We start from the raw sequence: 26,457 nt of genomic DNA, 5'->3' as shown, positions 1-26,457 counted from the left end.
CCCATCAGGCCCGTCGTTTAATAAGGACACCCCAGTCCAGTAATATCTCTTCCAGCAGCAGCTGCTTATTGGGGTTGGCGCCGCTGGCAAGACGCTTTTTGCAATCTAACAGCTTTTCTTGAAAGCGGTGTAACAAATTTGGCTGCACCCCTTTAAACAGCGAGGCGCTAGCATCGTTCAAAGATTCCAGTGGCGCCACGGATACGCCCAGCTGCCAGCGGGCCAGATCATGCAGCCAACCAATTAGCCAATTAACTTCGGCGGCCACATCACCCGACTGCCACTTGGCGGCCACGGCGATGGCGTCGGTCTGGCCCAGGCTCAGCTGAATAATGTCATCCTGCCACTGGCGTCGGGTTTCCAGCTCATCACCCTGCATCAGGTCGCGCGCCGCCAAAGGCGCACCCCGGGCAATGGCCAACAACTCCCGGGCATTGTAATCGGTACCCGATACCAGAGGTGTGAGCCAGTGCAGGCTTTGCTCGGCGGGAGGAATAGCGAGCGAGCGAATCTGACAGCGGCTGCGAATGGTGGGCAGTACGGCGCTGGGGGCATCGCTAACCAATAGCAATAAGGTGCGCGCGGCGGGTTCTTCCAGGGTTTTTAACAGGGCATTGGCGGCGTTGACGTTCATGGCTTCGGCGGGCTCGAGAATCACCACCTTGAAACCCGATTGCTGAGCGGTTTTGCCCTGGGCCTCGGCCAGCTGGCGAATATCGTCCACCCGAATCGCCTTGCCGGGCTCTGCCGGCGCCACCACGCGAAAGTCCGGGTGGGTGCCGGCGCGATTTAACTCGCAGGATTTACACTTGCCACAGGCCGATTCGGCGCGCGGCGAAGCGCACAGGGTAAACTGCGCCAGTACCCGCGCCAGGTGACGCTTGCCAAGCCCTGCGGGGCCGGCCAGCATAATCGCGTGGGGTAAACGGTCGTTCTCAAACTGGCGAAAAAAGCTCTGCCAAACATCTTGCTGCCAAGGGTAAGGCAGCGCCGGAAAATCACTCATGGAATTCATCTACTGGGTTTTATTGCGCAGCTTACCAAGGCCTATGGGGTTTTGCGATAATGCCGCCCCAAATGACAAGCGACAGGCTAAACAATGCAGACAATTGATATTCTCTGGAAAGATGAGCACCTACTAGTGGTCAATAAACCACCGGGGCTGCTCACTGTTCCCGGACGGGGCCCCGACAAGCAAGATTGTCTGATTAACCGCTTGCTGGTGCCCTACCCCAACAGCCGCATAGTGCACAGGTTAGATCAGCCCACCTCGGGCATTGTGATTGTGCCGCAAAGCTATACCGCGCTAAAACATATCGGTCGTCAGTTTGAGACCCGTCAGGTCAGCAAAGAATATATTGCCGTGGTGGCAGGGTTAGTCGACGCCGACAGTGGCCAGGTAAACCTGCCGCTTATTTGCGACTGGCCCAACCGCCCCCGACAGATGGTGGACCATGAAAACGGTAAAAACGCCCTCACCCACTACCGGGTGTTAGAACGCCGCGAAGGCGATAGCACGACCCGCATCTCTCTCACCCCGGTAACCGGTCGCTCGCACCAGCTGCGCGTGCATATGCTCTCGCTGGGCCACCCGATTGTGGGCGATCATCTGTACGCACCGCCCGAGATTGCTCAGCGCGAGCCCCGGCTGCTTTTGCACGCCCGTCATATTGAATTTCGCCATCCACTAAGCGAAGAAATTTTGACCATTACCTGCGAGCCGAACTTTTAACAACCCCAAACAATCACTATTCCCATAACCAAATCATTCACGTAATATCGCCCCTTTTTTTGAACCACGTCACAAAAAATGGAGTCATGTGAATGAAAAATAAACTAACTGCTCTTTTAATCGCCAGCTTATCCAGCGCAGCCCTTGCCGAGGGCGACAACAATGGGCGGACCTCGGGCAGAGCCGGAAGTGCGTATAGCACAGGTGATTTTATTGACGGCGCTTTGCTGAACCCCAGCCTGGCGGCGAATTTTAAAGACGAGGACGACTTTGCCCTCAACCTTAATTTCGGTGTGTTTGCCACCGACCCGGACGAGTTGGTTGAAAACGGCGAGGACTTGGTTGACCTGTTGGATCAATACGATAACGGCCGCGAATTAAGCATTAATGACGCGGATAAAATCAGCCAATTGCTGACTGACATATCGGGCGCTAACGCCTATGTCAGCGGCGGCGGCAATATCGCTTTTGCCATTCCCAATAATACCGTGGCGGCGACGGTTTTTGTGCGCTCAAATGTGAACGCCAGTGTTGTACCTCTGGTTGATCCCAATGACTTTGCCACGCTTACCAATCAAACCGGCGGCCAGTTTGACTCCGACGACCTTAACTCCAGCGTTGCCGTTCGCGGGTCTATGGTTACCGAGATAGGCATCGCTTTGGCGAAAAAGTTTAACTTTACCCAATCCGGTGAATGGCTGGTGGGGGTAACCCCGAAGCAGGTTGAAGCCGAAACCTTTTTCTACGTCGATACAGTAAGCGATTTCGACGAAGACAACATTGAAGAAGACGAACAAACCATCAGCGAGACCTTTTTCACTATGGACGCCGGGGTTACCTACCTAAACGGCAATATGCGCTACGCCATGGTGGTGAACAACCTGATCGGCCAGGATATCGACAGTGTCGCTCTGGGTGAGGATTTATCGATTGAACCCCAGGCCATTGCCTCGGTGGGCTACTCGCTGGAGTGGGTGAACCTGGATGCCGCAGTAGAGCTTAACAGCGCCAAAAACTATGCGTTAGTGGACGAAACCCAAATTGCCCGCGTGGGGGTTGAGTTTGGCAGCCACACCTGGGCGCGCCTGCGCTTGGGCTATAAAACCGACATTCAAAGCTCGCTGGAAGATACCTACACCTTAGGGCTGGGCCTGGCCCCCTTCGATGCGGTCAACCTGGACTTGACCTTGATGGCCGGGGATAAAAACACCTACGGCACCTCGCTGCAACTCGGATTTCGGTTTTAAAAACCTCAATAGCAAGCGCTAATTCAGTTTTGTTAACGCTTGCTCAATATCCCTCTGCACCGCCTCTAGTGTCTGCCCGGCATTAATTAACGCGTAGCGCTCGGGGGCGGCGTTAATACGTTCCCGATAGCCCTGCCTGACACGATCAAAAAAGTCCAAGCTTTCCCGTTCAAACCGATCCAGCTCGGCGCGGGCACTGGCGCGTGCCAACCCCACCTCGGGCTCAATATCCAACACAATGGTGAGATCCGGGCGCAGATCGCCCTGCACCCGCTGCTCCAGCTCGGTAATTAACTGGGTGTCCAACCCACGGCCACCGCCCTGGTAAGCATAGGTGGCGTCGGTAAAACGATCGCAAAGCACCCATTCGCCCCGCTCCAGTGCGGGTTTAATCACCTGGTTTAAGTGCTGGGCGCGGGCGGCAAACACCAGTAAAAGTTCGGCGGTCGCATCCACCGGCTCGTCGCGCTGGGCCAAGAGCAGTTCGCGTATTTGCTCGGCCAGTGGCGTACCGCCCGGCTCCCGACTGACTAAAACCCGCTGGCCCCGAGCCTCAATCCACTGTTTTACGAACGCCAGGTTGGTGCTCTTACCCACCCCTTCGGTGCCTTCAATAGTAATAAATCGCCCCAGCTCAGTCACAATCTCTTCCGTATCATTTGCCATTGTCGTCAGGCCGCACTATACATTGCCCTGCCTAACAGTTGGTAGTTAGGATCTCTGGGACACTGCCTGTTTTTTAAACAGCCATTACCCATTTAGCGGTTATTTGTCGGCTTGCACCATAGCCTAGACGCCCCGGGCATCGTAGAATTACGCCCGGATATAGACTCACAGAGGATTAATCATGATCACCCTGCACACCAACTACGGCGACATTACCCTAGAGCTGGATTTTGACAAGGCACCGCAAACCGCCGCCAACTTTAAAGAGTACGCCGAAAACGGCTTTTACGACGCCACCATTTTTCACCGTGTAATTGACGGTTTTATGATTCAGGGCGGTGGCATGGATGAAAACATGCAGCAAAAAGAAACCCGCGCCCCCATTGAAAACGAAGCCGACAATGGCCTGAAAAACGATAAAGGCACAGTGGCCATGGCCCGCACCGGCGACCCCCACAGTGCCACCGCGCAGTTTTTTATCAACGTCAACGACAATGATTTTCTCAACCACACCGGCAAAAACATGCAGGGCTGGGGCTACTGTGTGTTTGGTAAAGTAACCCAGGGCATGGACGTGGTAGAGAAAATCAAAAACGTCCCCACCGGCACCAGCGGTTTTCACCAGGATGTACCTACCGAAACCGTACTGATCGAAAAAGTAACTGTTGCCTAATCCATGGCGACCCTGTTTATTTCCGATCTGCACCTGCACGCCTCCCGCCCGGAGGCGACGCAGGTGTTCTATCAGTTCTTACAAGAGCGGGCCCAGGGCGCCGAAGCGCTGTATATTCTGGGGGACTTTTTCGATGCCTGGATTGGCGATGACGACGATGACCCGCTGGTAGACGAGGTTGCCGAACAACTGGCCAAGCTGGCTCGCACTGGCACAGCCATTTATTTAATGCACGGCAACCGGGATTTTCTGCTGGGCGAGACCTTTGCCCAGCGCGCCGGAGCGCGTTTGCTGCCCGACCCCAGCTTGATTGATTTATACGGCCGCCCCGCGCTATTACTGCATGGTGATAGCCTTTGCACTCGCGATACCGAGTATATGGCACTGCGCTCGCAGCTTCGCTCCGAGCAGTGGCAGGCACAAATTCTGGCTCAGCCTCTAGCCGTGCGACGGGCGCTGGCCGCCGAGCTGCGCGCAAAAAGCAAAACCATGAACAGCTCTAAGGCCGAAGATATTATGGACGTGACCCCCGCTGCGGTGACCGAGCTGATGCGCGAGCAAGGGGTAGATTTGATGATTCACGGCCACACCCACAGGCCCCACCGTCATCAACTGGATATCGACCATACACCGGCCGAACGCATAGTTCTCGGCGACTGGCACGATAACGCCTGGTGCCTGGTGGCCACCCCCGAATCGCTGGAGCTGGAGCACTGGGCGATTTAACCGAGCCTAGCGTTTAAATAACCTTAGAGTACTGCAGGGCTTGCCCCTGCAGGTACCGATCGAAGACCATCGCAATACGGCGTACAACCATTTTCCCCAGCGGCGTGACCGCCAACTCTTCTGTCCCAACTTGTACCAGGTTGTCGCCTTGCAACATTTCTAGCTGCTCTAGCTCGGCGGAAAAATAATGGGAGACCTGCAGCCCAAAGCGCGCCTCCAGCGCAGCAAAATTCAACCGGTAATGACAGAGAATTTCGTTAATCGCCCAACGGCGAATCTCGTCGTCGCGGCTTAGGGTAATGCCACGTTCAATCGGTAATTGTCCAGTTGCCAGCGCCACCGCATAGTCTTTAATCGATTTATGGTTTTGCCAGTAGGCGTTGCCCACCGAGCTGATGGAGGACACACCCAAGCCAATCAAATCACATTCGGCACCGGTGGAATAACCCTGAAAATTGCGCTGCAAACGCCCGTCGCGCTGAGCCTGCACCAGGCTATCGCCTTCCAAGGCGAAATGATCCATACCGATATGTCTGTATCCGGCATCGCTAAGCTGCTGCACCGCGCGGTTGAAGATACTGAGCTTTTGCTCAGCGGTGGGCAACTCAGACTCGTTAATCAAACGCTGGCTTTTAATCTGCCGGGGCATATGCGCGTAATTAAATAAGCTTAAGCGATCAGGGCGCAGCGCTATGACGGTCTTTAAGGTTTGCGCAAAACTTGCGGGGGTTTGACGTGGCAAGCCATAAATCAAATCCATATTGAGAGAGCCAAACCGCAGCTCACGGGCATACGCAATTAAAGCTTCTACGTCTTCATAGGTGTTATACCGATTAACCGCCGCCTGTACCTCGGGAGCGAAATCCTGCACCCCCATACTGAGTCGGTTAAACCCCAACTGGCGCAATACTTTTAACGTTTCAAGCTCGGTTTGGCCGGGGTGTATTTCTATCGCCAGCTCGGCACTGCCATCGCGAGGCACAAAAAAGTACTCGCGAGTCAGCGCCATCAAATACCGCATATGCTCGTGACTTAAATAGGTCGGTGTACCACCACCCCAGTGGATTTGCGTCACTCGTCGCTGCTCGCCCGCCAATTGCGCCTGTATTTGCAGCTCTTTTTCTAAGCTGTTCAAGTATTGATCGACACGGGCGCGATTGTGAGTCACCACTTTGTTACAGCCGCAGTAATAGCAAAGGCTTTGACAAAAAGGCAGATGAAAATACAGTGATAGCGGCCGCCCACTCTGCCGGCTTTGTGCCTGAGCGTTTAACCACTGCGCCGGGGCAAAATCGGGCGCAAAGTGCGGAGCAGTAGGATAGGATGTGTAGCGCGGTCCCGATAAATCGTACCGGCTTACCAAGTCGCGCAATTGCGCTGTAGAAATTGAGTCGCGTGTCATTTGATTCCCCCAGCGGAAATATAACGCGAACCGGACTCAACCTATTTGATCTGTATCAACTCGCGGGCTGCTGAAAGAACTGACTCACCCCCGCCGCTTCCCACATGGTGTCCTGATACCCCAGCTCGATCAACTCGCTGATAAAGGGTTTGGCAAATAACAAATAGCTGGCCGCTGTCGCCCCACCACCTTTCGCGGTAGCACCCGTGGCACGCAAAAAATAGCGAACACTGGAAGGCAAATAGCGCACCTTGCGCCCGGCAATGGCATCCACGGCTTTGCTGGGGGAGACCACCATACTCTGCACCGGGCGCAGCTCAATGCCTTCGGCCTGGCGCACTGATTCGGGAATCAGCTCAAGCAATTGATTCAGCCGCTCCATATGTTCGACATCATTTTCCAATGCATCGATAAACGCGCTGTTCAACAAATGCCCCACAATCTGCGCCATCGAGGGCGAGTGCCGCACGGGAACGCGCTTACCCCAGTGCTTGGGGTTGCGGTTGCCACTGACACCGATCACGAACAAAGACTCTGCCCCCAAATGTAGCGCCGGGCTGAGTGGCGCCAGCTGGCGCAGGGCACCATCGCCAAAGTATTCGCGATTAATACGTACTGTAGGGAAAATAGTGGGAATGGCCGACGAGGCCAGTAAGTGTTCCAAACGAATCGGGGTCGCTACCCCGGCGCGGCGAAAGCGTACCCAGGATTGCAGCTCGGGTTGCCCCTGAAAAAAACTGACCGACTGGCCCGAGGTATAGCCCATAGCGGTAATACTAACCGCACGCAATTTGTTGGCCGCGATATTCTTATCGATATTGGCGAAGTTTATCTTTTCCGCCAGCAGCTCCCATAAGGGGCCGTTATCCAACAATGACAGCGGACGCTTGCGCCCCACCCCATCGTTAAACAGTGAGGCGCCTAAACGGGACAAGCTTTTGGTGATATCCCACCAGCCGTGGCGATACACCTGTTCCACGCTTAGGTCCAACCACAAGTGGGCCAAGTGGGCCGTCGCCTCGCGAAAGTTACCCGGGTGTGCCGCCAGGGCAATCGCATTAATCGCACCGGCCGAGGTGCCACAGATAATCGGGAACGGATTGGTAGCCCCATCGGGTAAGATATCGGCCAGTGCTTGCAGCACCCCTACTTGGTAGGCGGCGCGAGCGCCGCCACCGGATAACACTAATGCTGTTTGCGTCAAATCAAATCTCTACAGGTCGGTCAACCAGCCGTCATTCGCAAGACGTGGTTCGCTATTATTCTTTCAGCTTGCGGCGCAATACCTTACCCACATTGGTTTTGGGCAGCTCATCGCGAAACTCGACGCTACTGGGCACTTTGTATGCAGTCAGAGACTGACGGGCGAACTCGCGCACCTCTTTTTCGGTGAGCGCTGGGTTAGTACTTACCACAAAGGCTTTAACCAGCTCACCACTTTCTTCGTCTTCCACACCCACCACGGCGGCTTCGACAAGATCCGGGTGAGCGGTGAGAGCGTCTTCAACTTCGTTGGGAAAGACTTTGAAACCCGAGACATTAATCATGTCCTTTTTACGGTCGACGATTTTGACATAGCCCTCGGCATCAATGACCGCAATATCACCGGTTTTGAGCCAGCCGTCGGGCGAGAGGATTTCCGCCGTGGCGTCTTCGCGGTGCCAATAGCCCTTCATCACCTGAGGGCCTCGCACACACAGCTCGCCCGCCTCACCCAGGGGTAAGTCGGCGCCGTCGTCGTCCACGGTTTTTACCTCGGTCTCAGGCACCGGCAAACCCACGGTGCCCAGGCGTATCCCCGAGCGCGGGTTGATACATACCACCGGCGAGGTCTCGGTTAAACCGTAACCTTCGCAAACCGGTGTACCGGTCACCTCCTCCCAGCGTTTGGCCGCGGCCTGAGTCAGCGCCATACCGCCAGACGACGACAGCCGCATATGGGAAAAGTCGAGATTTTTAAAATCCTCGTTGCGGCACAGCGCATTAAACAGAGTGTTAAGGCCCACAAAACAGGTAAAAGGAACGCCTTTTAAGGCTTTTACAAACCCGGGAATATCCCGCGGGTTGGGAATCAGTAAATTCTCGTTGCCCAGCGAGAAGGCGCACATGCAGTGAATGGTGTAGGCGTAGATGTGATACAGAGGCAGAGGCGCGACAAACAAATCCTGATTTTTGCGGAAACTATCGCGCATATGCAGGTTTACCTGCAGCATGTTCGCGACCAGGTTGCGGTGGGTCAGCATCGCGCCTTTCGCCACCCCGGTGGTGCCCCCGGTGTACTGCAACACCGCGACATCATCAGGGGTCGCCACATGGGGCGTCAGGCGGCCTCCATCAACTTTAAGAGTCTGCTTAAACGCCAAGGAGTGCTTAAAAGAAAACGGCGGCACCATTTTTTTCAGGTATTTGACCGCTAAGTTCATCAGGGTGCCCTTAAGCGGGGGATGCAGGTCGGCAATTTCGCTGACGATTACCTTTTCCACCGGCGTCTCGTCAATCACCTCGGCCGCCTGGGCCGCCACATTAGCCAGCACCACCAGCGCCTTGGCGCCCGAATCGGTTAGCTGGTGCTTTAACTCCGAAGCGGTATACAGCGGATTGGTATTGACCACAATCATGCCCGCACGCAGGGCTCCAAACACCGCCACCGGGTATTGCAGAACATTGGGCAGCTGAATCGCAATACGATCGCCGGGCTGCAAACCGCTCTCGTGCTGCAAGAAGGCTGCGAACTGGGCGCTTAAACGCTCAATATCGCGGTAATACAGGGTGTGGCCCAGACAGGTAAAAGCGGGGCTGTCGGGGAATTCGGCACAGGCCTCATTGAACACATCGACAATAGTGCGATTGCAGTCCAGAGTCATACCGCTGTCTCCTTTATTGTATTTAAGTTGTCCCTATCCGCCGGATATGGACACCCTTTGATCATAACCTAAAGCTTAGCAGATCAGCGAATTCAGATTCGCGATAATAGCCGCCGTTAGCCCCCAGATGGTGTGGCCCTGAGATTCAAACACTGGCACTCTAACCCGGCCCTCGGCGTAATCAAAAGTATCATAACGCGCAGCGGCCTCGGGCGTCAGCTGTGCCAAAGGCACCTGAAAAATTAAATCCAGCTCGGCGGGGTCGGGGGTTAGACGAGGCGTACCGTGCACCACCCCCACCACCGGGGTGACGCTAACCCCGCGGCGGGTTGAAAAAGGCTTCATACGCCCCAGCAGCTGCACAGCATCCGAGGGCATACCGGTTTCTTCAAAGCTCTCGCGCAGCGCGGTTTGCGCAAGGTTAATATCATCCGACTCCCACATGCCGCCGGGAAAGGCGATTTCGCCGGGGTGGTGCTGCAGGTGAGCGGCGCGCCGGGTCAGAATGACATGGGGCTGGTCGGCGACAAAAAGGATGGGGACTAAAACCGCGGCCTGCCCCCGGGCGGGTGCTTCGCGGCGGGCTACCTGGGCGGGCAGCAGCTGGCTACTCAGATGAGTACACCAGCTGTCAGACATCGGCGAGCTGCCAGATATCATAGGCAGGCTCTTCAAACGGATGGGCCGCTATCAGCGCATCGCGGGCGGCGCGAATGCAGTCATCGCTGCAAACCATTTCCACCCGCCACTCCGGGTCGCGACTTAAGCTGCCGCGCTCGCCGCTGTAGGGGTTGGCGCCGTCTAGCGGGCGAAACTGCCCTAGCCCTTCTACCTGCCAGCAGCACTGGTCATAGTCGCCAATACGCCCGGCACCAGCGGCAAAAACGGCTTCTTTAACCGTCTCCAAATGACTGCCGGGAACAAAGAAGACGAATTTGTACATGGGACACTCCGTCTGAAGTCGGAGGCCGGAAGTCTGACGCGCACCCGCCTTAGACATCCGACATGAGACCTCCGACGTTTATATAACCCGCACCGTAATCACATGCTCTACCGCTTTAATCGCCGCAACCACATCGGCAGCGGGGGTTTGCTCTACATCGATAATATTGTAGGCGAGTTCACCGCGGCTTTTGTTGACCATGTCAATTACGTTGACGTTGTGGTCGGCCAATACCGACAGCACATTGCCCAGCACGCCCGAAACATTGTCATTGCAAAAGGTAATGCGGGCACTGTCGGAACCGGCGCGCTCCATTTGCACGGCGGGGAAATTTACCGAGTTTTTGATGTTACCGTTTTCCAGGTAATCCATCAGCTGGTCGGCCACCATAATCGCGCAGTTTTCTTCCGCCTCTGCGGTGCTGGCACCAATGTGGGGGGTGGCGTAAACGTCGTCGCGATTCAGCAATACCGGCTCGGGGAAGTCGCAAATGTACATTCCCAGTTTTTTGGCGTCCAGGCTTTGTACTACCGCCTGAGCATCCACAATCGCCTCGCGGGCAAAGTTGAGCAGCACCGCTCCGGCTTTAACGGATTTGAGCGACTCTTCGTTAATCAGGTGGTGGGTGGCGTCAATCGCCGGTACATGCAAGGTAATAAAGTCAGAGCGCGACAAGAGAGCCTGCAGGTTTTCGGCCCGCGCTACTTGGCTCGGCAGACGCCAGGCGGCTTCGACCGACAGCGCCGGATCATAGCCAATCACGTTCATTCCCAGCGCCAGTGCGGTTTCGGCAACCATAGAACCAATAGCGCCCAGCCCCACAACACCCAGGGTTTTGCCCATCAGCTCGCTGCCGGCAAACTGCGACTTTTGCTTTTCCATCAGTTTGCTCATCTCGCCAGCATCGGTCATATCCGTCAGGGAGTTAGACCAGTTCATACCGCGAATAATGCCGCGTGATGACAACAGCATGCCGGTTAATACCAGCTCTTTTACCGCGTTGGCGTTAGCGCCGGGAGCATTAAAAACAACCACACCTTTTTTGCTGTAATCGGCCACGGGCACATTGTTGGTGCCAGCACCGGCGCGAGCCACGGCTTTAACCGACTCGGGCAAGGTTTCGTCGTGCAGCTTGTGGCTGCGCAATATATAGCCATCGGGGCTGTTGATGTCGCTGGCCACTTCGTACTTGGCGCGGTCAAAGCGGTCTAAGCCTTTAACCGAAATTTTGTTGTAGGTTTTGATTTTATACATAGTGCTTTCCAGTGTTTGAGTGCTTGGGCGCCCGCGGGCGCCGTGTCATTCTTTATCAGGCGGTCACCTGCTCATAGGCCCAGCTCAACCAGGGCATTAGCGCTTTTAGGTCCGCCGCTTCAACGGTAGCGCCGCACCAGATACGCAGCCCCGGAGGCGCATCGCGGTAGGCGCCAATGTCGTAGGCAACGCCTTCACTATCGAGCAGTTTCACCAATGCCTTGCCCTGCTCGGGGGTGGCATCTAATTTAAAGCAGACGCTGGTATTGGAGCGGGTCGCTTTATCGGCCGCCAAAAACTCAATCCAATTATTCTCAGCGACAAACTCTTCCAGCACCGCCAGATTCTCTTCGCTGCGCTTAATCGCCGCGCTAACACCGCCCAGGGACTCTACCCAATCCAGGGCGTCCAGGTAATCGGCCACACACAGCATTGAGGGGGTGTTAATAGTGGCGCCTTCAAAGATACCCTCAACCAGCTTGCCGCCTTTGGTCATGCGGAACAGCTTGGGCATAGGCCAGGGCGGTGTATAGGTTTCCAAGCGCTCGACCGCGCGGGGGCTTAAAATCAGCACGCCGTGGGCGCCTTCGCCACCCAGCACTTTCTGCCAGCTAAAGGTAATCACATCCAGCTTTTCCCAGGGCAGCTCCATCGCAAACACCGCCGAGGTGGCGTCACAAATGGTCAGGCCTTCACGGTCGTCGCGAATCCAGTCGCCGTTGGGCACCTTAACGCCCGAGGTGGTGCCGTTCCAGGTGAACACCACGTCGTGATCAAAGTTAACTTTGCTTAAATCCGGCAGCTCGCCATAGTCAGCTTCCAGGGCGTTAACATTGTCTAATTGCAGCTGCTTGGTGACATCCGTCAGCCAACCTTTACCGAACGATTCCCACTGCAGCACATCCACGGGGCGCTGACCCAGCATGGACCACATGGCCATTTCCACGGCGCCGGTATCCGAGCCTGGGACAATTCCCACCCGGTAGCCTTCGGGCAAACCCAGCATCTGCTTGGTTTGTTCGCAGGCGCGGCCCAGCGCAGATTTACCAATGCTCGAGCGGTGCGAGCGGCCCAGAGTCGAGGTGTCCAGCTTGGCGACATCATAGCCCGGGCGTTTGCTGCAGGGGCCGGAGGAAAAATTAGGGTTTTGCGGTTTTACCGAAGGTTGCATGACGATCCTCTGAACTGTCAGTAAGGGTGCGGCTGCACGGCGTGTTACGCGCCGACAGTAGGTTAGAAAAACGGGGGCTGATTATGCCAGCAAAGGCGCAAGCGGTCTATGGCCCCAGGGGCACCACAGACCGGCTTAACAGGCTGTTAAATAAGTGTTAAGCGCCGAGCGCCAGAACCCGGTCAATGTCGTCCGCACTGTGACGCTCGGGCAGTTGCTCCCAGGGTTCTCCCCAAGTGCGATTGACGATACGGCCGCGCTGCACCGCCGGGCGCGCCAGTATTTCGCGGGCCCAGCGCTGCACGTGGGGGTAGCTGTCTACATCCAGGAAGGTGGCGGCGCCATCGTAGACTTCGCCCAACACCAGCGCACCATACCAGGGCCAGGTGGCCATATCGGCGATGGTGTATTCGTCTCCGGCCAAATATTGGTGCTCGGCCAAACGCTGGTTTAACAGATCCAGCTGACGCTTGGCTTCCATGGTGAAGCGATTAATAGGGTATTCAAAATACTCGGGGGCGTAGGCGTAAAAATGGCCGAAGCCACCTCCAATATAAGGCGCTGCGCCCTGCAGCCAAAACAGCCAGTTGAGTGTTTCGGTACGCCTATGAATATCAGCGGGGAGAAAATGACCATGTTTTTCGGCCAGGTACTGCAAAATGGCCCCGGACTCAAACACTCGCAGAGCTTTACCGCGAGAAAAGTCCAGCAAGGCGGGAATTTTAGAGTTGGGGTTTACCTCCACAAAACCCGACGAGAATTGATCCCCCTCACCTATGTTAATCAGATGGGCGTCATACTCGGCCTCTTGCTCCCCCAAGGCCAGTAGCTCTTCGAGCAGAATTGTGACTTTTTGCCCGTTGGGGGTTGCCAGGGAATACAGCTGCAAGGGGTGCTGCCCGCGAGGCAGATCCCGCTCGAAGGTGGCACCGGCCACCGGGCGGTTTAACTTGCCCCAAGTGCCGCCGCTCTCGCCGTCTTGGGTCCAGACTTTGGGGGGTACATAAGTATCGGACATTGCAACCTCTCACCGTTAAATTTCATTAACAATGACATTGGGCTGTATTGAACGACTTCAAGCGCCCCCACCATTGAGAATTGTTAAGCCTAGTTTTGCAGTGCCATATAGGCCTTATGCCGCTTTTGGATTTCGCTGTAGGCCTCGGTCATGCCCAAAGACTCGGTCATCTGCAAAAGCTCATGGATCTTTTGACTGTATTTTTGGTTGGTGGAAAAAATATCTGGCTGATACCTGTGGCCTGTGCGGACATAACTCAAATCTCGCTCCCTATCGTTACGGGCTTGCTCGAACGCGAAGACGGGATCGTCAAGAAAACGCGCAATCAGCTCATACTCCTGAGCGGCAAATAATTCGTCTCGCACCGCAATAAACTGCCTGTCGGCTTGCTCGGGATACTCTTGCGCCACATGACGGAAAACCTTCACTGTCGCCTGGGACTCGCCAAGATAAGTATTGATCGATGAATAATCTGCCATAACATCAAAGTCGCCCTCGCCGTTCCACAGCTGCTGTTTTAGGCCATCAGCCAGAGACTGTAGGGCTGCTTGCGCCGGAGGGTAAACCTTGCCCAGCTCCGCCCAGGATGACAAGGCAAAGGATAGCCTGACCCCAGTCATGCTATCGACACGCTTCGATTGCTCAAAAAACGTCTGATGGGCCTCAAGCGACTCGGCGTACTCGCCCGCCTGAAGCAGACGCTGGGCTTCTTGCAGATCTTCTTGGGTTCCCTGTGCCCAGGCCGGGGCAGACACGACCATCGCGGTAACGAGCGCCAGTGTTTTAAATTGCATAAATCCTCCGTAAATTCCCTGTCCATAAAAAGCGAGCGCGGTTATTCCGCGCTCGCTACAACTTTACTCTTTAGTCTACAAACTTTGACAGCAGACGAATATAGGCCAGTTGGTAACCGTTCGAGTTTTCGGTCACCGACCAGGAGTTAATCGGCCAGCCATCGTTAAAATCGGCGTAAGACTTCATGGGCGGCTGGTTGGCCGGCGGCGAAGGCGGCGCCATACCACAGCGGGCGTTATTAGCCGAGCCACCGCAACTGTCGGGGCAGCAACCGTCCCAACCGTATTGCGGGTTGGCGCCGCCGACCACAAAACCCGGCGCGGGACCGTAGTTGGACTCACTCACCGAGTCCCAGTTGGCGCTGCCGTCGGTAAACCAACTGTGATAGAAACTATCCACCGAATCCTCGGCGCCATACTCTCCCATATTGGATAAATACACTTTGCCTAAGGGGTTTACCCCGTGAATATAGTGCAAGTAATCCATCGCGACATTATCCACCGCCGAATCCGACGCATTGGCAATGGCAAACTTTTTCAGGTGATAAAAAGTGGCGCCTTTTACCGCCATGGTACGGGTGCTGCCCCAGGTAAAGTTGCCATCGCCAATAAAGGCGCGGTAGGCATCGGTGTTATTGTTTACCTCGGCCCAATTTTCGGTGCCCTGCATCGACTGACGGTACTGCTGATTCAGAGTATCGGCCACCGACTTTGTCGCATTGGGCAAGCTGGCATACACCAGCAGCGCGTGATTTAACTCTTCGTTCCAGGGCGACACCCAGTAAATATTGGGCTTGTTGGCATCGACATAGTCACGGTAAACCGTCTCGTCGGTGGCGGCAAACAAATACACCGCGGCAATTAACTTTTTATCTCGGCGACCATTATCGTCAACCTCCTGCTCGCCGGCGGCAACGCCGCTATCCGAGTTGCGGAAAGTCACCGAGGGATTGGCATCGGCCCATGTCCAGGCTTGCTGCGCGCGATTGAGCAGATCACTGGCGTAGGCGTTGAGCGCTTCATTGCCAAACTGGGTAAAGAACTCGGCGCCCAGGGCAAAGGCGGCCGCCGAAGCCACCGACGCGTTGGTGGTAGCCGGGCCATAGACGCTGGGGCCGTCCGCGCTTGAGGGCGGACTACCGTGGTCCAGCCCCATAACCGATAGCACGGAGCCATCGGCCTCTTGCATTTTAATCAGCCAGTCCATGCCCCACTTAATTTCATCCGCCAAGTCGGGAATACCATTGCCGGACTCGGGCAAGTTAAAGTCATCGGTCCATACCGAGGGGCGATCATTGTATATTTCCATCATCCCCAACAGGTAACCGGCGTGCCAGCTGGTGTACTTATTGTAATCACCCGCATCGTACCAGCCACCGCTTAAATCCCGTTCAGTACTGGCATCATTGGTGGCGCTGTACAAACGCGCTTCGGTATCCTGGCCGGGTTTAATATGGCTCGCCTCGTCGGCCCAGGCGGCTTCGGCGTAAGGGGTGCGCTTGGCAAAACCCGCGCGCTGATAAAAGAAAGTGCGCACCGCCTGAATTAAGACCGGGCGATAGACATTGCTGGTGATCTGAAACTCGGCTGAGCGCAAATTCTGGTCGGCATCGACGATCGCGTAGCGGCCCTCAGCACTCACGCCGCTAAAATCAAACCACCAAACCCTATCGCCCGAGGTGCTATTCACCGCGCCGTCGCCCCACTGGCTGGGCGCGCCACTGTGCACCACCTCACCGGTGTCCAGGTTTACCACATCAAAGCTATCCCCCGGGGTGTAGTCTGTAGCGGCATCGAACCCTTCTTGGGGGCTGCGCAATATGGCGGTTTTATCGGCGTTGGGCAAATAGCCAAATTGGTCCACGACGATGCATTTGACCACCGGGAATGACTGGGGTGCATTGGTCACACTGGTATTAACCCCACAGCCTGTTGCCGATACGTCAGAGGCGACCGAGCTGGCGGACGATTCTGCGCTGCTAGCCACCGAGCTGGATACACTACTGACACTGGAGGCCGGCGAGCTTGCGCTGGACGCCAGACTACTGGAAAGCGTTGACTGGCTGCTACTTAAAGACGAAGCACTGGACACCGAGCTGCTGGATTCGGATCCAAGGCTTGAGCTGGATACACTGCTTACCGAGCTGGCGCTGGACGTTGGCGTGCTACTGGATGTGTTATTGGGGGGAGTGGATGAGCCCGAACCGCCGCCTCCGCCACAACCGGCCAGCACAAGGGCCAGCAGATTAGCCGAGACAATTCGCTGAATGCGCATATGACTTTCCTGTTATCGTTTTTGTATTTAAAATCGCGAAAAGGCTAGCGCAAAAAACGAACCGTGTAAATATAAAACTATTTTTATATTTACACGAACATCACCAACCAAGATTTATGACCGTTAAGCGCTAGGCTCTGCCCACACCGAGCGCCACATAAAAAACTGTGCCACTAAGCCACAGGCCAGCATGGCAAGAATCACCGCCGGCAGATTGTGGGGCAATAACCCCGACAAAGCGCTAAGCACCCCCGCCCCGCCAAACTGACATGCCCCCAACAGCGCCGCCGCAGTGCCGCTATTGCGGGGAAAGTGCTCCATATAACAGGCCTGAATATTCGGAGACAGCGCGCCATGGGCGCCAATGGTGATCATCATGGCGGGCAAAAATGCCCACAAGGGCCAGTGTAAAAAAGTCGCCAAAAGTAAAAGAACCAGCCCTATTCCCTGCAACCCCGTCGCCAACTGCAAAATATGCAGCGAGCTAAAGCAGCGGGCCAAAAGTGCGCGGTTAATCAGGTTGCAGCAAAACATGGCGACAATATTGGCCGCAAATAAAAGCGCAAACCTGTCCGCCGATTGCCCAAAATGATCCTGATAAATATACGAGCTGTGGGTGATAAACAGCATCATCACCGAAAAGGCGCCCACCTGCCAAAAAATAAAAGGCATGGCCCGGCGGGTTTTAAATACCTCAAGATAGGGACGCAACAACCCGCCTTTGGGTTTATCGACCGTCACCACCCCCGGCATCTGACTAAATACCACTGTGTATAGCAGCGGAATAAGCAGCAGCGCATAGAGCGCCATAAAGATAAAAATGCCCATCCAGGGGCCCAGCTTTAACAGCACACTGCCAATGCTGGGGGCGATACCTGGCGCCACCACCATCACCAGCCCCATGAGGGAAAATAACTTTGCAGCCTCCTGCCCGCTGATACGATCGCGCACCATCGCCGGCACTGACACCAGCACCCACCCCGCCCCCACGGCCTGCAAAGCGCGCCCAACGAGAAAGTGCGACAGCGTATGCAAGGTCGCAAGCAAGATACTGGCGGCGGCAAAAATAATAAGCCCGGCCAACAAAATGCGCTTGCGGCCCAAACGATCGGACAGCGGCCCGCCAATTAACTGCCCAGCGGCCAGAGCGAAAATATACACCGAGACGCTAATGGCCACCGCCTGGGGTGAAACACCTAAATCGGCTGCAATAGCTGGGAACGCAGGCAGATAGGTGTCCAGCGAAAACGGACCCAGCATCATAGTGGCGGCAAAGGTGAGCACCAGTGCCGGAGTGATAGAAGTTGTGCGCGAGACGGGCGGCATAGTCACATCTGCAATCTAAAACTACAGTGTAGCGGCTCAAGCCGCCAAGAGGTGGGAAAACAACACAACTTTGCCCCAGCGCCGCAAATCGGCAGTGGGCGCAAGATAATGGTTACTCGGCCGGTAAGGGAAGGATACCGGGACACCCAAAGATTTAACGACCTTGGAAACATCGTGCAACATCACTAAGCTGGCGAATATTTGCCCGGCATGCAAAAATCGATAGAATCAGAATTCTAGCCATAAAGACACAGTCTTTCTTTTCCCTGACAAGGAGATATCAACAGCGGAAGGTGGAACCCTTGAATAATGATGTAATACCAATAGACATATTGTTCCCGGCTTTAGATTGGGGTGACACAAAGGTTCATGTTGCTCAAAAATCCCCAAACAACCGTCCCATAGATGTATTCACTCGAAGTTTTGAAGAATGGCAGAACGAATGGAATGGTAACTATCACAGCAATCATTGTTGGAACAGGCAGTACATATTTTCAATAATTGAGCTTCCATCTCAGCCAGATTGTTGGTTGTTCGGTGGGATCTTCGAGGTGCAATCGCATAGGCCAGGAAAAAATAAAAATGGAAAGAAGGGTGTAAATTACAAGGTTTGCCTATCGGAACAGGGTCGCTCAATGATAGGGAGGCTTGTGGTTCACTGGGTTAAAGATGCAAGAGCAAAAGGACGCAAACCTGAGGGCATGCTCCATCTAATGCGCGTCTCAGAGATTCTTCCAGAAACCTATGCTGGAGAAGATTTTCCCGGTCACAGTAATATTAACCATAATTTTGGAGTTTTAGAGAAACTCTGGCGAGATTCCAAACCTGATTGGGTAGCTGCTTTATCTCACTGCCAAGGTGTATATTTAATAACAGACCATAAAACCGGGCTTCGATACGTAGGGTCGGCATATGGAGAAGAAGGTATATGGTCACGGTGGGGTAATTATTTTACGTCTGGAGGTCATGCGGGAAATATTCTTTTGAAGCATCTCCTTTCAAGTAAAAGGAATGGCGCAGCATACGCCAGGGAAAACTTTTATTTCACTCTACTTGAGCAATCCTCATCCCGAGATAGTGAGCAGTACATTATTCAGAGAGAGAGCTTTTGGAAAGAAGCTCTACTTACCAGAGGGAAGTATGGCCACAATGAAAACTAGCAACTGTGGGCGCTTGAATGGATCAAAGCTAACCATTCACAGAAGTCCGCAGAAGCGGCAGGGTTAGAACATCAGCGCTTATTATAAAAACAAAACACAGTTCCAATGCTTTGGCTGGGCCCAGCCAAAACACAACACTGGGGCTCGGTTTTGTTAATCAGCTACCACGCGTTCGATATCCACCACCTCTTGATCAACATAGGCACTGGCCCGTCTCAGGGCGGGCAGCAAGCTGTAGTCGGCAAAGTCGCAGCCGGTGCTGGTGGGGTCGGGCTGCACGCCTTTGTGGGTGGTGTGCCCTTCCCCGCTCAGCAGTTGTTCTAGCATTGGCTGATACCCTGGCTGCCAGGCCCGCGCATCAGTAAACGACTGGCGAATGGCCTTGAGTATCGCCATAGCTGCGTAGTCCAGATCACCCCAAAAATACGTAGCCAGGGTTTGCTCGCCGCCAAACCAATAGCGCTCGAAGGTTTCTCGGGAGCTCGCGGATTGGTTGAGATAGCTGAACACCACATTGCCGGGGTCGCGCATTCGGGTGCTGCTGCCACGAAAACCCGCGCTGTAAACAATGGCCGTTTGGTCTGGTGGCTGTTGGGACAGGGACACGAAAGTATCCTGATTCTCGACCATGATTATTTGCTTTACCCGCTCGGGCAGATACACCGCCAACAAAAGTGGACGGGGTAAAAGATTCTGAGCCAGTTCGGGATACAGCTCGGCAACCAGCGCCTCTTGGCGATCCAACACTTTAGAGTCGCCGCGAAAGCAACGCGCCGACAAGGCGCGCAAAGTCATGGGCCGTTGCAGCACCTCACCTATTTGCACCAATCCGCGCAGGGTCGCCTCGGCGCCCATCTCGGGCAGTCTAATCATGTTCGCCGCCAAAGCGTCGGTGTTGACTCCCGCTTCGGCCAGCTTTTCCAATTCGTGATGCCACACCAAGGCATAGGGGTCCAGCGCCGGGCGATTTAACCACTGGCGCACCAGCTCTTCGCGTTCGGGGATAAACACCAGCTGAGCGCCTTCGTATAAATTTTGATGGGGCTTTACCCGGGCCATTTTAACGGTGATGATTTGGTAGTCCTTGTCCAGGCTTTCCACTAACGCCCACAGATAATCCACATCGTCCTGAAAATCGTACAGCCCCGGCGCGGTTTTAGGGCCTACTTTAATCACCGGCTTAACACCGCGCTCGAGCTTGTCCACAAAGCTGTGCAATAGTTTTTGCAGCAGTGGCTCTTCATCAAGCCATTTGGGGGCCGGTTGCGGTTTCATATAAGCACCTCGGGTCTATTTAGTCCTCAAACTCTTCCATAAAATCCAGCATAGCCTGATGGCGCACGGTTTTGCGGTGGTTCTTCCAAAGCTCGCGAATCTTGTCCTGGTTGCAGGCCTTGCGATCCACCAGCACCCGACTTTTTAACTCGCCAATGGGCTGGGCCGTGGGGCACTTACTAAAGACAAACTGATTGGAAATTAAATCCATAAAGGGGCCGGATTTACTGCTGGGCATAATAAACACCAGCTGCAAACCTAAGCTTTCCGTGAGGTAGTGAATCACCTCGCGGGAGCGGTTTTCGTCCATTTTGGAGAAGGCCTCGTCCACCAACACCATTCGCAGGTGGTTGTCGCCCTCGTTAAAGCGAAAGGCCGAAGTCACCGCTGCCGAGCGAATAATATAGGCGGGTGTTTCCAGCTGCCCGCCCGAGCCGGTGCCGTACTGACTTAACGCAATCGCGGCCTTGCCCTCGGGCTCTTTGTAAATTTCATAGTAGCGGTAGTTACGATAATCGCTGATGCGCGCCAGCTCGCGCAGCGCTAACTGCTCGTCGGTATCGAGCAGCATATCCAACATTTTATCGCGCACTTGGCAGGCCCTGGGCGATAACTCGGCGTCAAACAAGCTGGTGCCATCCCCCAGATTGGGCACCGCAATCACCTCGTTAAAAAAGCGCCAATAATCTTTAAACTCGGGCACCCAGTCGTAGCCAAAATGGAACAGTTCGCGGTCGGCGCCAAAGCGGTGGTGTTCCAGCTCTTTGTTTAAATCTTTCAGTACTCGCTCGCCGTCTTTAATGGCCTGGTAAATCGAGTGGCACAAATTAGTGACAAACGCGGTATTAAAGCTGTCTTTTAACTCGCCCAACTGTTCGTGCTTATCCACCAGGACATTGTTCTTGAGGCGGTTGTGCAAACTGTCCACTTCTTTACCCATGGCGATAATACGGCGGAAGCATTCTATGCCGTGAATTTCGCCCAAGCCGGTATCGTAAACAATCGCATCCTGCGTATGGCAGTGTTGATTGTGCTGCACAATGGCGCCACTCAGCTCGCGTTCAGTACGCTCAAGCTGCTGTTTTAATGACTCGATATCGTCGGCAAAGGTAAAGCTGTCGGCTGCCCGATCAGCGCGTTCGGCGGCCTGAGCCATAGCGGTATCTACATCCAACTCCGGGTAGTGGTCCGCCATTAAATAAACCGCCTGTTCGGCGTCGTCCTGGGCCTCGGCCAAAGCATCCTGAGCATCGGCCAGTTGTTTAACCTGACGCGCCACGGTGCGCTCGCGCTCTTTGTAAGTGCCCGCCTCTTCTACCAGGCTGCGGTGACGGGTCTCTTCATCCAGGTACACCTGTTTTAGCTCGGCCAGCTGTTCTTCCAGCTCGTTAAAGTCGCTTAAGTCAAGCTGCGCCAAAGCGGTCTCGGCTTTTTGGATGGCGCGGTGGCAATCCATCATCGCGGCAATAGCCTCACCACAGTGCACAGGTTTAATACTGTCCACCAGCTCTTGTATGCGCGCCAACTGCTGGTACTGCTGCTCGCTGTCGCTTGCCTCTTGCAGCAGTTGTTCACACTCGCGCTCTTTGGCTTTGCGGGCGCGCTCGCGGGCGCTTTGGCCAAACACCAGCTCGGTGTCGTCCAGATCGCAGCGCCACATACTGTAGTTACCACTGCCGAGCCCCTCGGGGGTAATGCCCCGTGCGGTGGTGCGCAAAGCCTCGGCATCGTCTACCCGCAGCACATTGCCGTAAGAGGCTTTAAGGTAGTACTCGGCGGTTTTATGGCTAAAACTCATCACCTCTAAAATCGAGCCCTGGGGCGGACTCAATCGCTCGGCATCGCGCCGGGCTTTGGCACCCTGAATCACCCGCGCCCGGTTACGGCGTCCGCCCGGCATAGCGCGCACAATGCGCATGGCCTCGGCCTCGCATTCGGGCTCGACCACAATGGAAAATCTCGCCCCACCCAAATAGCCCTCAATCGCCATTTGCCAGTGGGCGTCCAGCACATCCACATAATCGCACAGCACACAGGGCTCGGCCTGGGGCAGCGCTTGGCGAATCGCCTGTAACGCCGCTTCGACATAGGGCGGGTAGTTAATTTTATGGCTTTGCAGCAGCTGAATATCTTTTTGCTTTTGTTTGAGCTTGGTGTTTAATTCCTGGCGCTTGCGGTCGGCCCCGGCAAATTGCTGGGCAATTTGGTCGCGCAGGCTAATGCCCGACTCGGTGCGCTCTTTGCTGTGCAGCTCGTCCGCCCATTGCAAATGTAGAGTTTCGGCGGCTTTGATTTTGGCTACATCGTTTTCCAAGCGTTCGATACCCACCCAGTCTTTATTGACCAATTGGCCCAGGTCGATATCCACTTGCTCGCCGGTGGCGATCACCTTTTGCCCCAACTGGCGCAGCGCTTTGCTATCTAACGCGGGAATGTCCGCCCCCAGTGAGCTTTGCGCCAGTTGCTGCAACAGGGTGTTACTCGCCTGCACATTGCGATGCAACTGCAAGCTTTGCTCATGTACCGGACGCGCCTTGCTGGCCAAGTCGCGCGTTTGTGCGGCGATCTCTTGCTCTAGTTCGTCTTTGGTTTTAAGGGCGCTAATGCCCTGGCGCTTGGCTTCAAGCGTCACCTGCGCTTCATGAGTCTGTCGGCGGCGCTCTTCGCTGTCACTCTGGGCCAGCTCGTTGTCGGCCAGCTGCTGAAAAATGCTTTTTTGTTCGTTTTTAGCCGCCAGGTAACCGCGCTGATTGGCGCGGGACAGGCGTGTGGCTTCACTGTATTCGGCCAGCTGGCGCTCGGCCCAGGTTTGTACATAGCGATCGGCGCATTCGCGCGCGCCCTGCAAAGTATTAATGGCATCGCGAATAGCACGGGTATCGGACTCCATTTGGTGAATGGTTTTCATCAAATCCGACACATTGCGAATGGCATCGCCCAAGTCGCGCGGCTCGAGGATTTCACGGGCGACAAAATCGGTAATACTTTTAACCGGCTTGTAGGCCATAAAATTGGCAAAGGTGCGAGCAGCGTGCTTGGCCTCGCGATCCGATACCGCGTCTTTGCGACCGCGCAGTGCGCCGTATAAGCGTCGCAAATAAGCGCCCTTTTTATCGTACTGCTCCACCACGCCACTGCCGTACTGTTTTTTTAACAGGGTGACAATATCGGTAATGGGCACCACATGCTTGCCGTCTTTATAGCTTTTGACAAAGTGCGACAAGCTAAGTTGTTCGCCGGGTAGAATTAAAAATAACAGTTCATCCAAGCGCGCCTGCTTTTGATTACCCGCACTGTCCAAATGCGCCCGCACACACATGACCGCAGTAAAGGGCTCGCCACTTTCGCCCTGGGTGGGATGAAAAACCCCCCCCACATAACCGTCTACGGTATAGGGACGGGCGTAGCTGCCATCGTCACAACCCAGCACGTAAGAGGCGAGCGTGCGCACCTGTTTGCCGCCGCGCCCGCGCTGGGTGGTTTCATCCTGGCCCGGGTTGTAATTAAACAGGTTTTCGTGGGCGGCGGTCATTAAGGTTTGAATGGCATCCGCCGCCGTGGTTTTACCCGAACCGTTGCCGCCAGAGAATAAATTAATGGGGCCGAAGTCGAATTCCAGTTGGGGGATATTGCCCCAGTTGACGAAGATACCGCGCTTTAAAAACATCAGGCGTTCTCCTCGTCAGATTGTTGCGGCTCGGCCTGACTTTCGCCGCCCAACGCCTGCAATACATCGTCGCTGACAAAACTGGTAATGGAGGGTTGGATACTGATCCAGCTTTCGTCGCTGTCCAGGTCGTCCTCCAAGTGGTATTGAATTAACCGCAGCTGCTTTAAGCGGCGAAACAGCTGTTTGCGCTCTACCAAGCCTTCGGGCAGGTTGCGTTTTAGCAGGTTATTCATGGCAATTGCCAGGCCCTCCAGCGATAGCATAGCGCGGCCTTTTTCATCCACCTGCCCTTCGCGCAGACTTTTTTGATACTCGGCGCGCAGCACTAAAATAACGGCCACCTCTTGCTGGGTGGGGCGCACCCGAAAGCCTGTGTTAAACGGACTGTTATCGTCATCGGCGACGCCCGGCACTTCGGCCCCCGGGGGGAAAATACGCACAAAAGCAAATTGTCGATCGTGCTGAATGCGAACACCAATAACCGCCAGATACTCCTCTACCAGAGAGGCGCACTGCAGGTAGCGATCGTACAACTGCGCTTCGGTCTGGCTTTCTTCACGGCTCAGTACACCGTAATCGAGCAGGCGTATCATCAGCTCGGAAAATTCCTGCCGGGTAATACCGCTAGGCGCTAACGCCTGGGTTAAAAAATCGTCAAAAAGGCTCATTCGGTTTCTTCGTTTAGCGAGATTAAGAATTCATCGGCGGCGCTAAAATATTCGGTGCTTAAGCTCTGCCCGGTGGGTTCTACCGAAAAGCACTGCGAGCCGGATAAATTATTGTGCGAGGCCACTTCAATCACATGGGCCATGGCGAGTAAATCCCGCGCGTTATCAATAGGTAAATGTTGGGTCGATACCTGACGACCGTCGCGCAGGGCTTTGCCCACGTAATCGCGAAGGCCGGTATTGTCCATGGCAAAGGCCTGGTCTAACACCTGTTGAATCAGCAGCTCGCGCTCGGCCTCGGGGTCCAGCGGGGGCTGTTCGGTCACGGCGGTGGTCACTAAGGCGGCGCGCTTGCGCTCGTGCAGGCGTAGCTGCGCCGGGTCAATCAACTGTACCCGCATGCCCGCCATAGCATCGGCGGCGCGCGCCAGGCGGCTGTTCTGCTCCTCTGGGCTCTGAGCGTTCAGGCTTTGGCACAACTCCAGCAAGTCGTTCTGGCCCTGGCTGTTTAAATAGGTGAGCTGGCGAATAATAATATCCGCGCGCTTGGTAAAACTGTGCAGCGCCCGGCGCAGTGCGGGCAGCATAATATCAGCGGCATTGCCCATCCGCCGTTCAATGGTATCGAGAATAGTCCACAGCACCGACTGGCCGGGGTGAACAAGCTCGGGAATTAACCGGCGCAACTGACGCTCGACATCCGCTTTGTAATCTTTGGGCTTGCGGCGAATTTTGCCAATGGCTTTGCCGATTTGGTCGCGGTGTTTCTCCACGCTGTCCGCCGATAGGCGTACCGCCACATCCGGCTGAAAGCGCTGTTCCATAAACTCAAAGAACTGGTCGGTGGCCTGCTGCACCAACTGCTGGGATTCCACCTCGCGCACCAGCTCGCGCTTGCGCTCCTCCAGCTCGGAAATTACGTCGGTAAAATCGGTGACAATGCGCTCGGAATATTCAAAGGCATCCAGCAAATCGTGCACTTCGCCACGGCTGGTAAACGCCTCGAGCGCATTTAACGTATTGCGGGTGTTGCGGTGGCGAGTGCGAATGCGCGCGGTGTCGGACTCCACCAAAGGCTGGGTAAACAACCGTCCCAGCCGGGTAAACGGGTAGGTAGACTGCAAGGTGGCGGTGTCCACCTGCTTTTCCAGCCAACCGGCCTCCAGCAACTGTTTCATCACCCACAGCGATTGCTCGCGCAGGGATTTAAACCGCTGAGGCGATTCGTCATCCTCCGCACCACTGTCATCGGCCAGTGCCGGAGCCCGGGCCAGCGCCTCCTCCAGAATTTCCAGCAATTGTTCGCGCGCCAACGAGTGGCCATAGTCGGCATTGGAGCCGTACAAACGCCGATACAACAGGCTAAGGCACTGAGCCACCTGCTCGCGGTACTTGCTGGTTAAGGGCTTGAAAAAATCCTGGCGCTCTGGGGTGAAAAACATCGGCTTCTGTTGCTTGTTTTTTAATCGACTACCGTCGCCCGGCAGGCGCTTATTGTGCGCTGCGAGCCCCGGGGATGCAATCAAAACCCAGCTTGCCTGCACTTTAACAACCATATACGATATATATACGTTTCGTATACTGGAAGAAAAC

At 55.1% G+C, this 26,457-nt stretch carries 23 protein-coding genes; 6 read left to right on the top strand and 17 right to left on the bottom strand.

Features of this window, described 5'->3' with window-relative positions; translation table 11 throughout:
• Nucleotides 1-4 precede the first annotated feature (4 nt).
• Nucleotides 5-1,006 (bottom strand): DNA polymerase III subunit delta', encoded by a 1,002-nt coding sequence (locus M6D89_RS01950; protein WP_253966349.1) that lies wholly within the window; start codon nt 1,004-1,006, stop codon nt 5-7.
• A 93-nt stretch (nt 1,007-1,099) separates the two neighbouring features.
• On the opposite strand from M6D89_RS01950, the gene M6D89_RS01945 reads away from it, so the two are divergent.
• Nucleotides 1,100-1,732 carry an RluA family pseudouridine synthase gene (locus M6D89_RS01945; RefSeq protein WP_253966348.1) on the top strand — a complete coding sequence of 211 codons (633 nt, stop codon included), beginning with the start codon at nt 1,100-1,102 and terminating at the stop codon, nt 1,730-1,732.
• A 92-nt stretch (nt 1,733-1,824) separates the two neighbouring features.
• Entirely contained in the window at nt 1,825-2,979 is a 1,155-nt protein-coding gene (gene traF / locus M6D89_RS01940; RefSeq protein WP_253966347.1) for a conjugal transfer protein TraF, read from the top strand.
• An 18-nt stretch (nt 2,980-2,997) separates the two neighbouring features.
• Here the strand turns inward: traF and tmk are convergent, their stop codons facing one another.
• Complete coding sequence (tmk, locus tag M6D89_RS01935; protein ID WP_253966346.1) at nt 2,998-3,645, bottom strand: dTMP kinase; 648 nt, start codon at nt 3,643-3,645, stop codon at nt 2,998-3,000.
• Between the two features lie 181 nt (nt 3,646-3,826).
• Here tmk and M6D89_RS01930 point away from each other — a divergent pair, with 181 nt between their 5' ends.
• Both M6D89_RS01930 and lpxH read left to right on the top strand, forming a co-directional pair.
• Complete coding sequence (locus tag M6D89_RS01930) at nt 3,827-4,318, top strand: peptidylprolyl isomerase (protein ID WP_253966345.1); 492 nt, start codon at nt 3,827-3,829, stop codon at nt 4,316-4,318.
• 3 nt (nt 4,319-4,321) lie between these two features.
• A complete protein-coding gene (gene lpxH, locus M6D89_RS01925) occupies nt 4,322-5,044 on the top strand; it encodes a UDP-2,3-diacylglucosamine diphosphatase (RefSeq protein WP_253966344.1) in 723 nt (240 codons plus the stop codon).
• Nucleotides 5,045-5,057: 13 nt separating this feature from the next.
• Here lpxH and hemN read toward each other — a convergent pair whose 3' ends face one another.
• The 10 genes from hemN to M6D89_RS01875 all read right to left on the bottom strand — a co-directional run bounded on the left by hemN (nt 5,058) and on the right by M6D89_RS01875 (nt 16,399).
• Complete coding sequence (hemN, locus tag M6D89_RS01920) at nt 5,058-6,446, bottom strand: oxygen-independent coproporphyrinogen III oxidase (protein WP_253966343.1); 1,389 nt, start codon at nt 6,444-6,446, stop codon at nt 5,058-5,060.
• Between the two features lie 55 nt (nt 6,447-6,501).
• On the bottom strand, nt 6,502-7,650 hold the full coding sequence (locus tag M6D89_RS01915) for a patatin-like phospholipase family protein (RefSeq protein WP_253966342.1): 1,149 nt from the start codon (nt 7,648-7,650) through the stop codon (nt 6,502-6,504).
• Between the two features lie 55 nt (nt 7,651-7,705).
• On the bottom strand, nt 7,706-9,310 hold the full coding sequence (locus tag M6D89_RS01910) for an AMP-binding protein (RefSeq protein ID WP_253966341.1): 1,605 nt from the start codon (nt 9,308-9,310) through the stop codon (nt 7,706-7,708).
• 75 nt (nt 9,311-9,385) lie between these two features.
• Nucleotides 9,386-9,970 (bottom strand): CoA pyrophosphatase, encoded by a 585-nt coding sequence (locus tag M6D89_RS01905; RefSeq protein ID WP_253966340.1) that lies wholly within the window; start codon nt 9,968-9,970, stop codon nt 9,386-9,388.
• A complete protein-coding gene (locus M6D89_RS01900) occupies nt 9,942-10,253 on the bottom strand; it encodes a YqfO family protein (protein WP_253966339.1) in 312 nt (103 codons plus the stop codon). The genes M6D89_RS01905 and M6D89_RS01900 overlap by 29 nt, the downstream gene beginning before the upstream one ends.
• A gap of 78 nt (nt 10,254-10,331) precedes the next feature.
• Nucleotides 10,332-11,507 carry a phosphoglycerate dehydrogenase gene (locus M6D89_RS01895; RefSeq protein ID WP_253966338.1) on the bottom strand — a complete coding sequence of 392 codons (1,176 nt, stop codon included), beginning with the start codon at nt 11,505-11,507 and terminating at the stop codon, nt 10,332-10,334.
• 55 nt (nt 11,508-11,562) lie between these two features.
• Nucleotides 11,563-12,678 (bottom strand): phosphoserine transaminase, encoded by a 1,116-nt coding sequence (locus tag M6D89_RS01890; RefSeq protein WP_253966337.1) that lies wholly within the window; start codon nt 12,676-12,678, stop codon nt 11,563-11,565.
• A gap of 157 nt (nt 12,679-12,835) precedes the next feature.
• Nucleotides 12,836-13,696: a glutathione-dependent disulfide-bond oxidoreductase gene (yghU, locus tag M6D89_RS01885; RefSeq protein WP_253966336.1), complete on the bottom strand. Its 861-nt coding sequence runs from the start codon at nt 13,694-13,696 to the stop codon at nt 12,836-12,838.
• An 89-nt stretch (nt 13,697-13,785) separates the two neighbouring features.
• Nucleotides 13,786-14,490, bottom strand: a complete 705-nt coding sequence (locus M6D89_RS01880; protein WP_253966335.1) for a hypothetical protein — start codon at nt 14,488-14,490, stop codon at nt 13,786-13,788.
• A gap of 70 nt (nt 14,491-14,560) precedes the next feature.
• A complete protein-coding gene (locus M6D89_RS01875; protein WP_253966334.1) occupies nt 14,561-16,399 on the bottom strand; it encodes a glycoside hydrolase family 9 protein in 1,839 nt (612 codons plus the stop codon).
• On the opposite strand from M6D89_RS01875, the gene M6D89_RS17335 reads away from it, so the two are divergent.
• The gene (locus M6D89_RS17335; RefSeq protein ID WP_253966333.1) at nt 16,392-16,757 is read left to right on the top strand and encodes a hypothetical protein; all 366 of its coding nucleotides are present in this window, start codon (nt 16,392-16,394) and stop codon (nt 16,755-16,757) included. The two genes, M6D89_RS01875 and M6D89_RS17335, sit on opposite strands and share 8 nt — an antisense overlap.
• 131 nt (nt 16,758-16,888) lie before the next feature.
• On the opposite strand, the gene M6D89_RS01865 is transcribed toward M6D89_RS17335, so the two are convergent.
• A complete protein-coding gene (locus M6D89_RS01865; RefSeq protein ID WP_253967683.1) occupies nt 16,889-18,091 on the bottom strand; it encodes a multidrug effflux MFS transporter in 1,203 nt (400 codons plus the stop codon).
• Nucleotides 18,092-18,393: 302 nt separating this feature from the next.
• On the opposite strand from M6D89_RS01865, the gene M6D89_RS01860 reads away from it, so the two are divergent.
• Nucleotides 18,394-19,251, top strand: a complete 858-nt coding sequence (locus tag M6D89_RS01860; protein ID WP_253966332.1) for a GIY-YIG nuclease family protein — start codon at nt 18,394-18,396, stop codon at nt 19,249-19,251.
• A gap of 153 nt (nt 19,252-19,404) precedes the next feature.
• On the opposite strand, the gene M6D89_RS01855 is transcribed toward M6D89_RS01860, so the two are convergent.
• The 4 genes from M6D89_RS01855 to M6D89_RS01840 are packed head-to-tail and all read right to left on the bottom strand — an operon-like array spanning nt 19,405 to nt 26,306.
• Nucleotides 19,405-20,526, bottom strand: a complete 1,122-nt coding sequence (locus M6D89_RS01855) for a Wadjet anti-phage system protein JetD domain-containing protein (protein WP_253966331.1) — start codon at nt 20,524-20,526, stop codon at nt 19,405-19,407.
• Between the two features lie 19 nt (nt 20,527-20,545).
• Nucleotides 20,546-24,193: an ATP-binding protein gene (locus M6D89_RS01850; protein WP_253966330.1), complete on the bottom strand. Its 3,648-nt coding sequence runs from the start codon at nt 24,191-24,193 to the stop codon at nt 20,546-20,548.
• Complete coding sequence (locus M6D89_RS01845; RefSeq protein WP_253966329.1) at nt 24,193-24,864, bottom strand: DUF4194 domain-containing protein; 672 nt, start codon at nt 24,862-24,864, stop codon at nt 24,193-24,195. The genes M6D89_RS01850 and M6D89_RS01845 overlap by 1 nt, the downstream gene beginning before the upstream one ends.
• On the bottom strand, nt 24,861-26,306 hold the full coding sequence (locus M6D89_RS01840; protein ID WP_253966328.1) for a Wadjet anti-phage system protein JetA family protein: 1,446 nt from the start codon (nt 26,304-26,306) through the stop codon (nt 24,861-24,863). Before M6D89_RS01840 ends, M6D89_RS01845 begins: the two co-directional genes overlap by 4 nt.
• Nucleotides 26,307-26,457: the final 151 nt, after the last annotated feature.

This window comes from Gilvimarinus xylanilyticus, from assembly GCF_024195295.1.
Taxonomy (GTDB): domain Bacteria; phylum Pseudomonadota; class Gammaproteobacteria; order Pseudomonadales; family Cellvibrionaceae; genus Gilvimarinus; species Gilvimarinus xylanilyticus.
The sequence above is the reverse complement of the archived record's forward strand: the minus strand, read 5'-3'. Positions and strand labels throughout refer to the sequence as shown.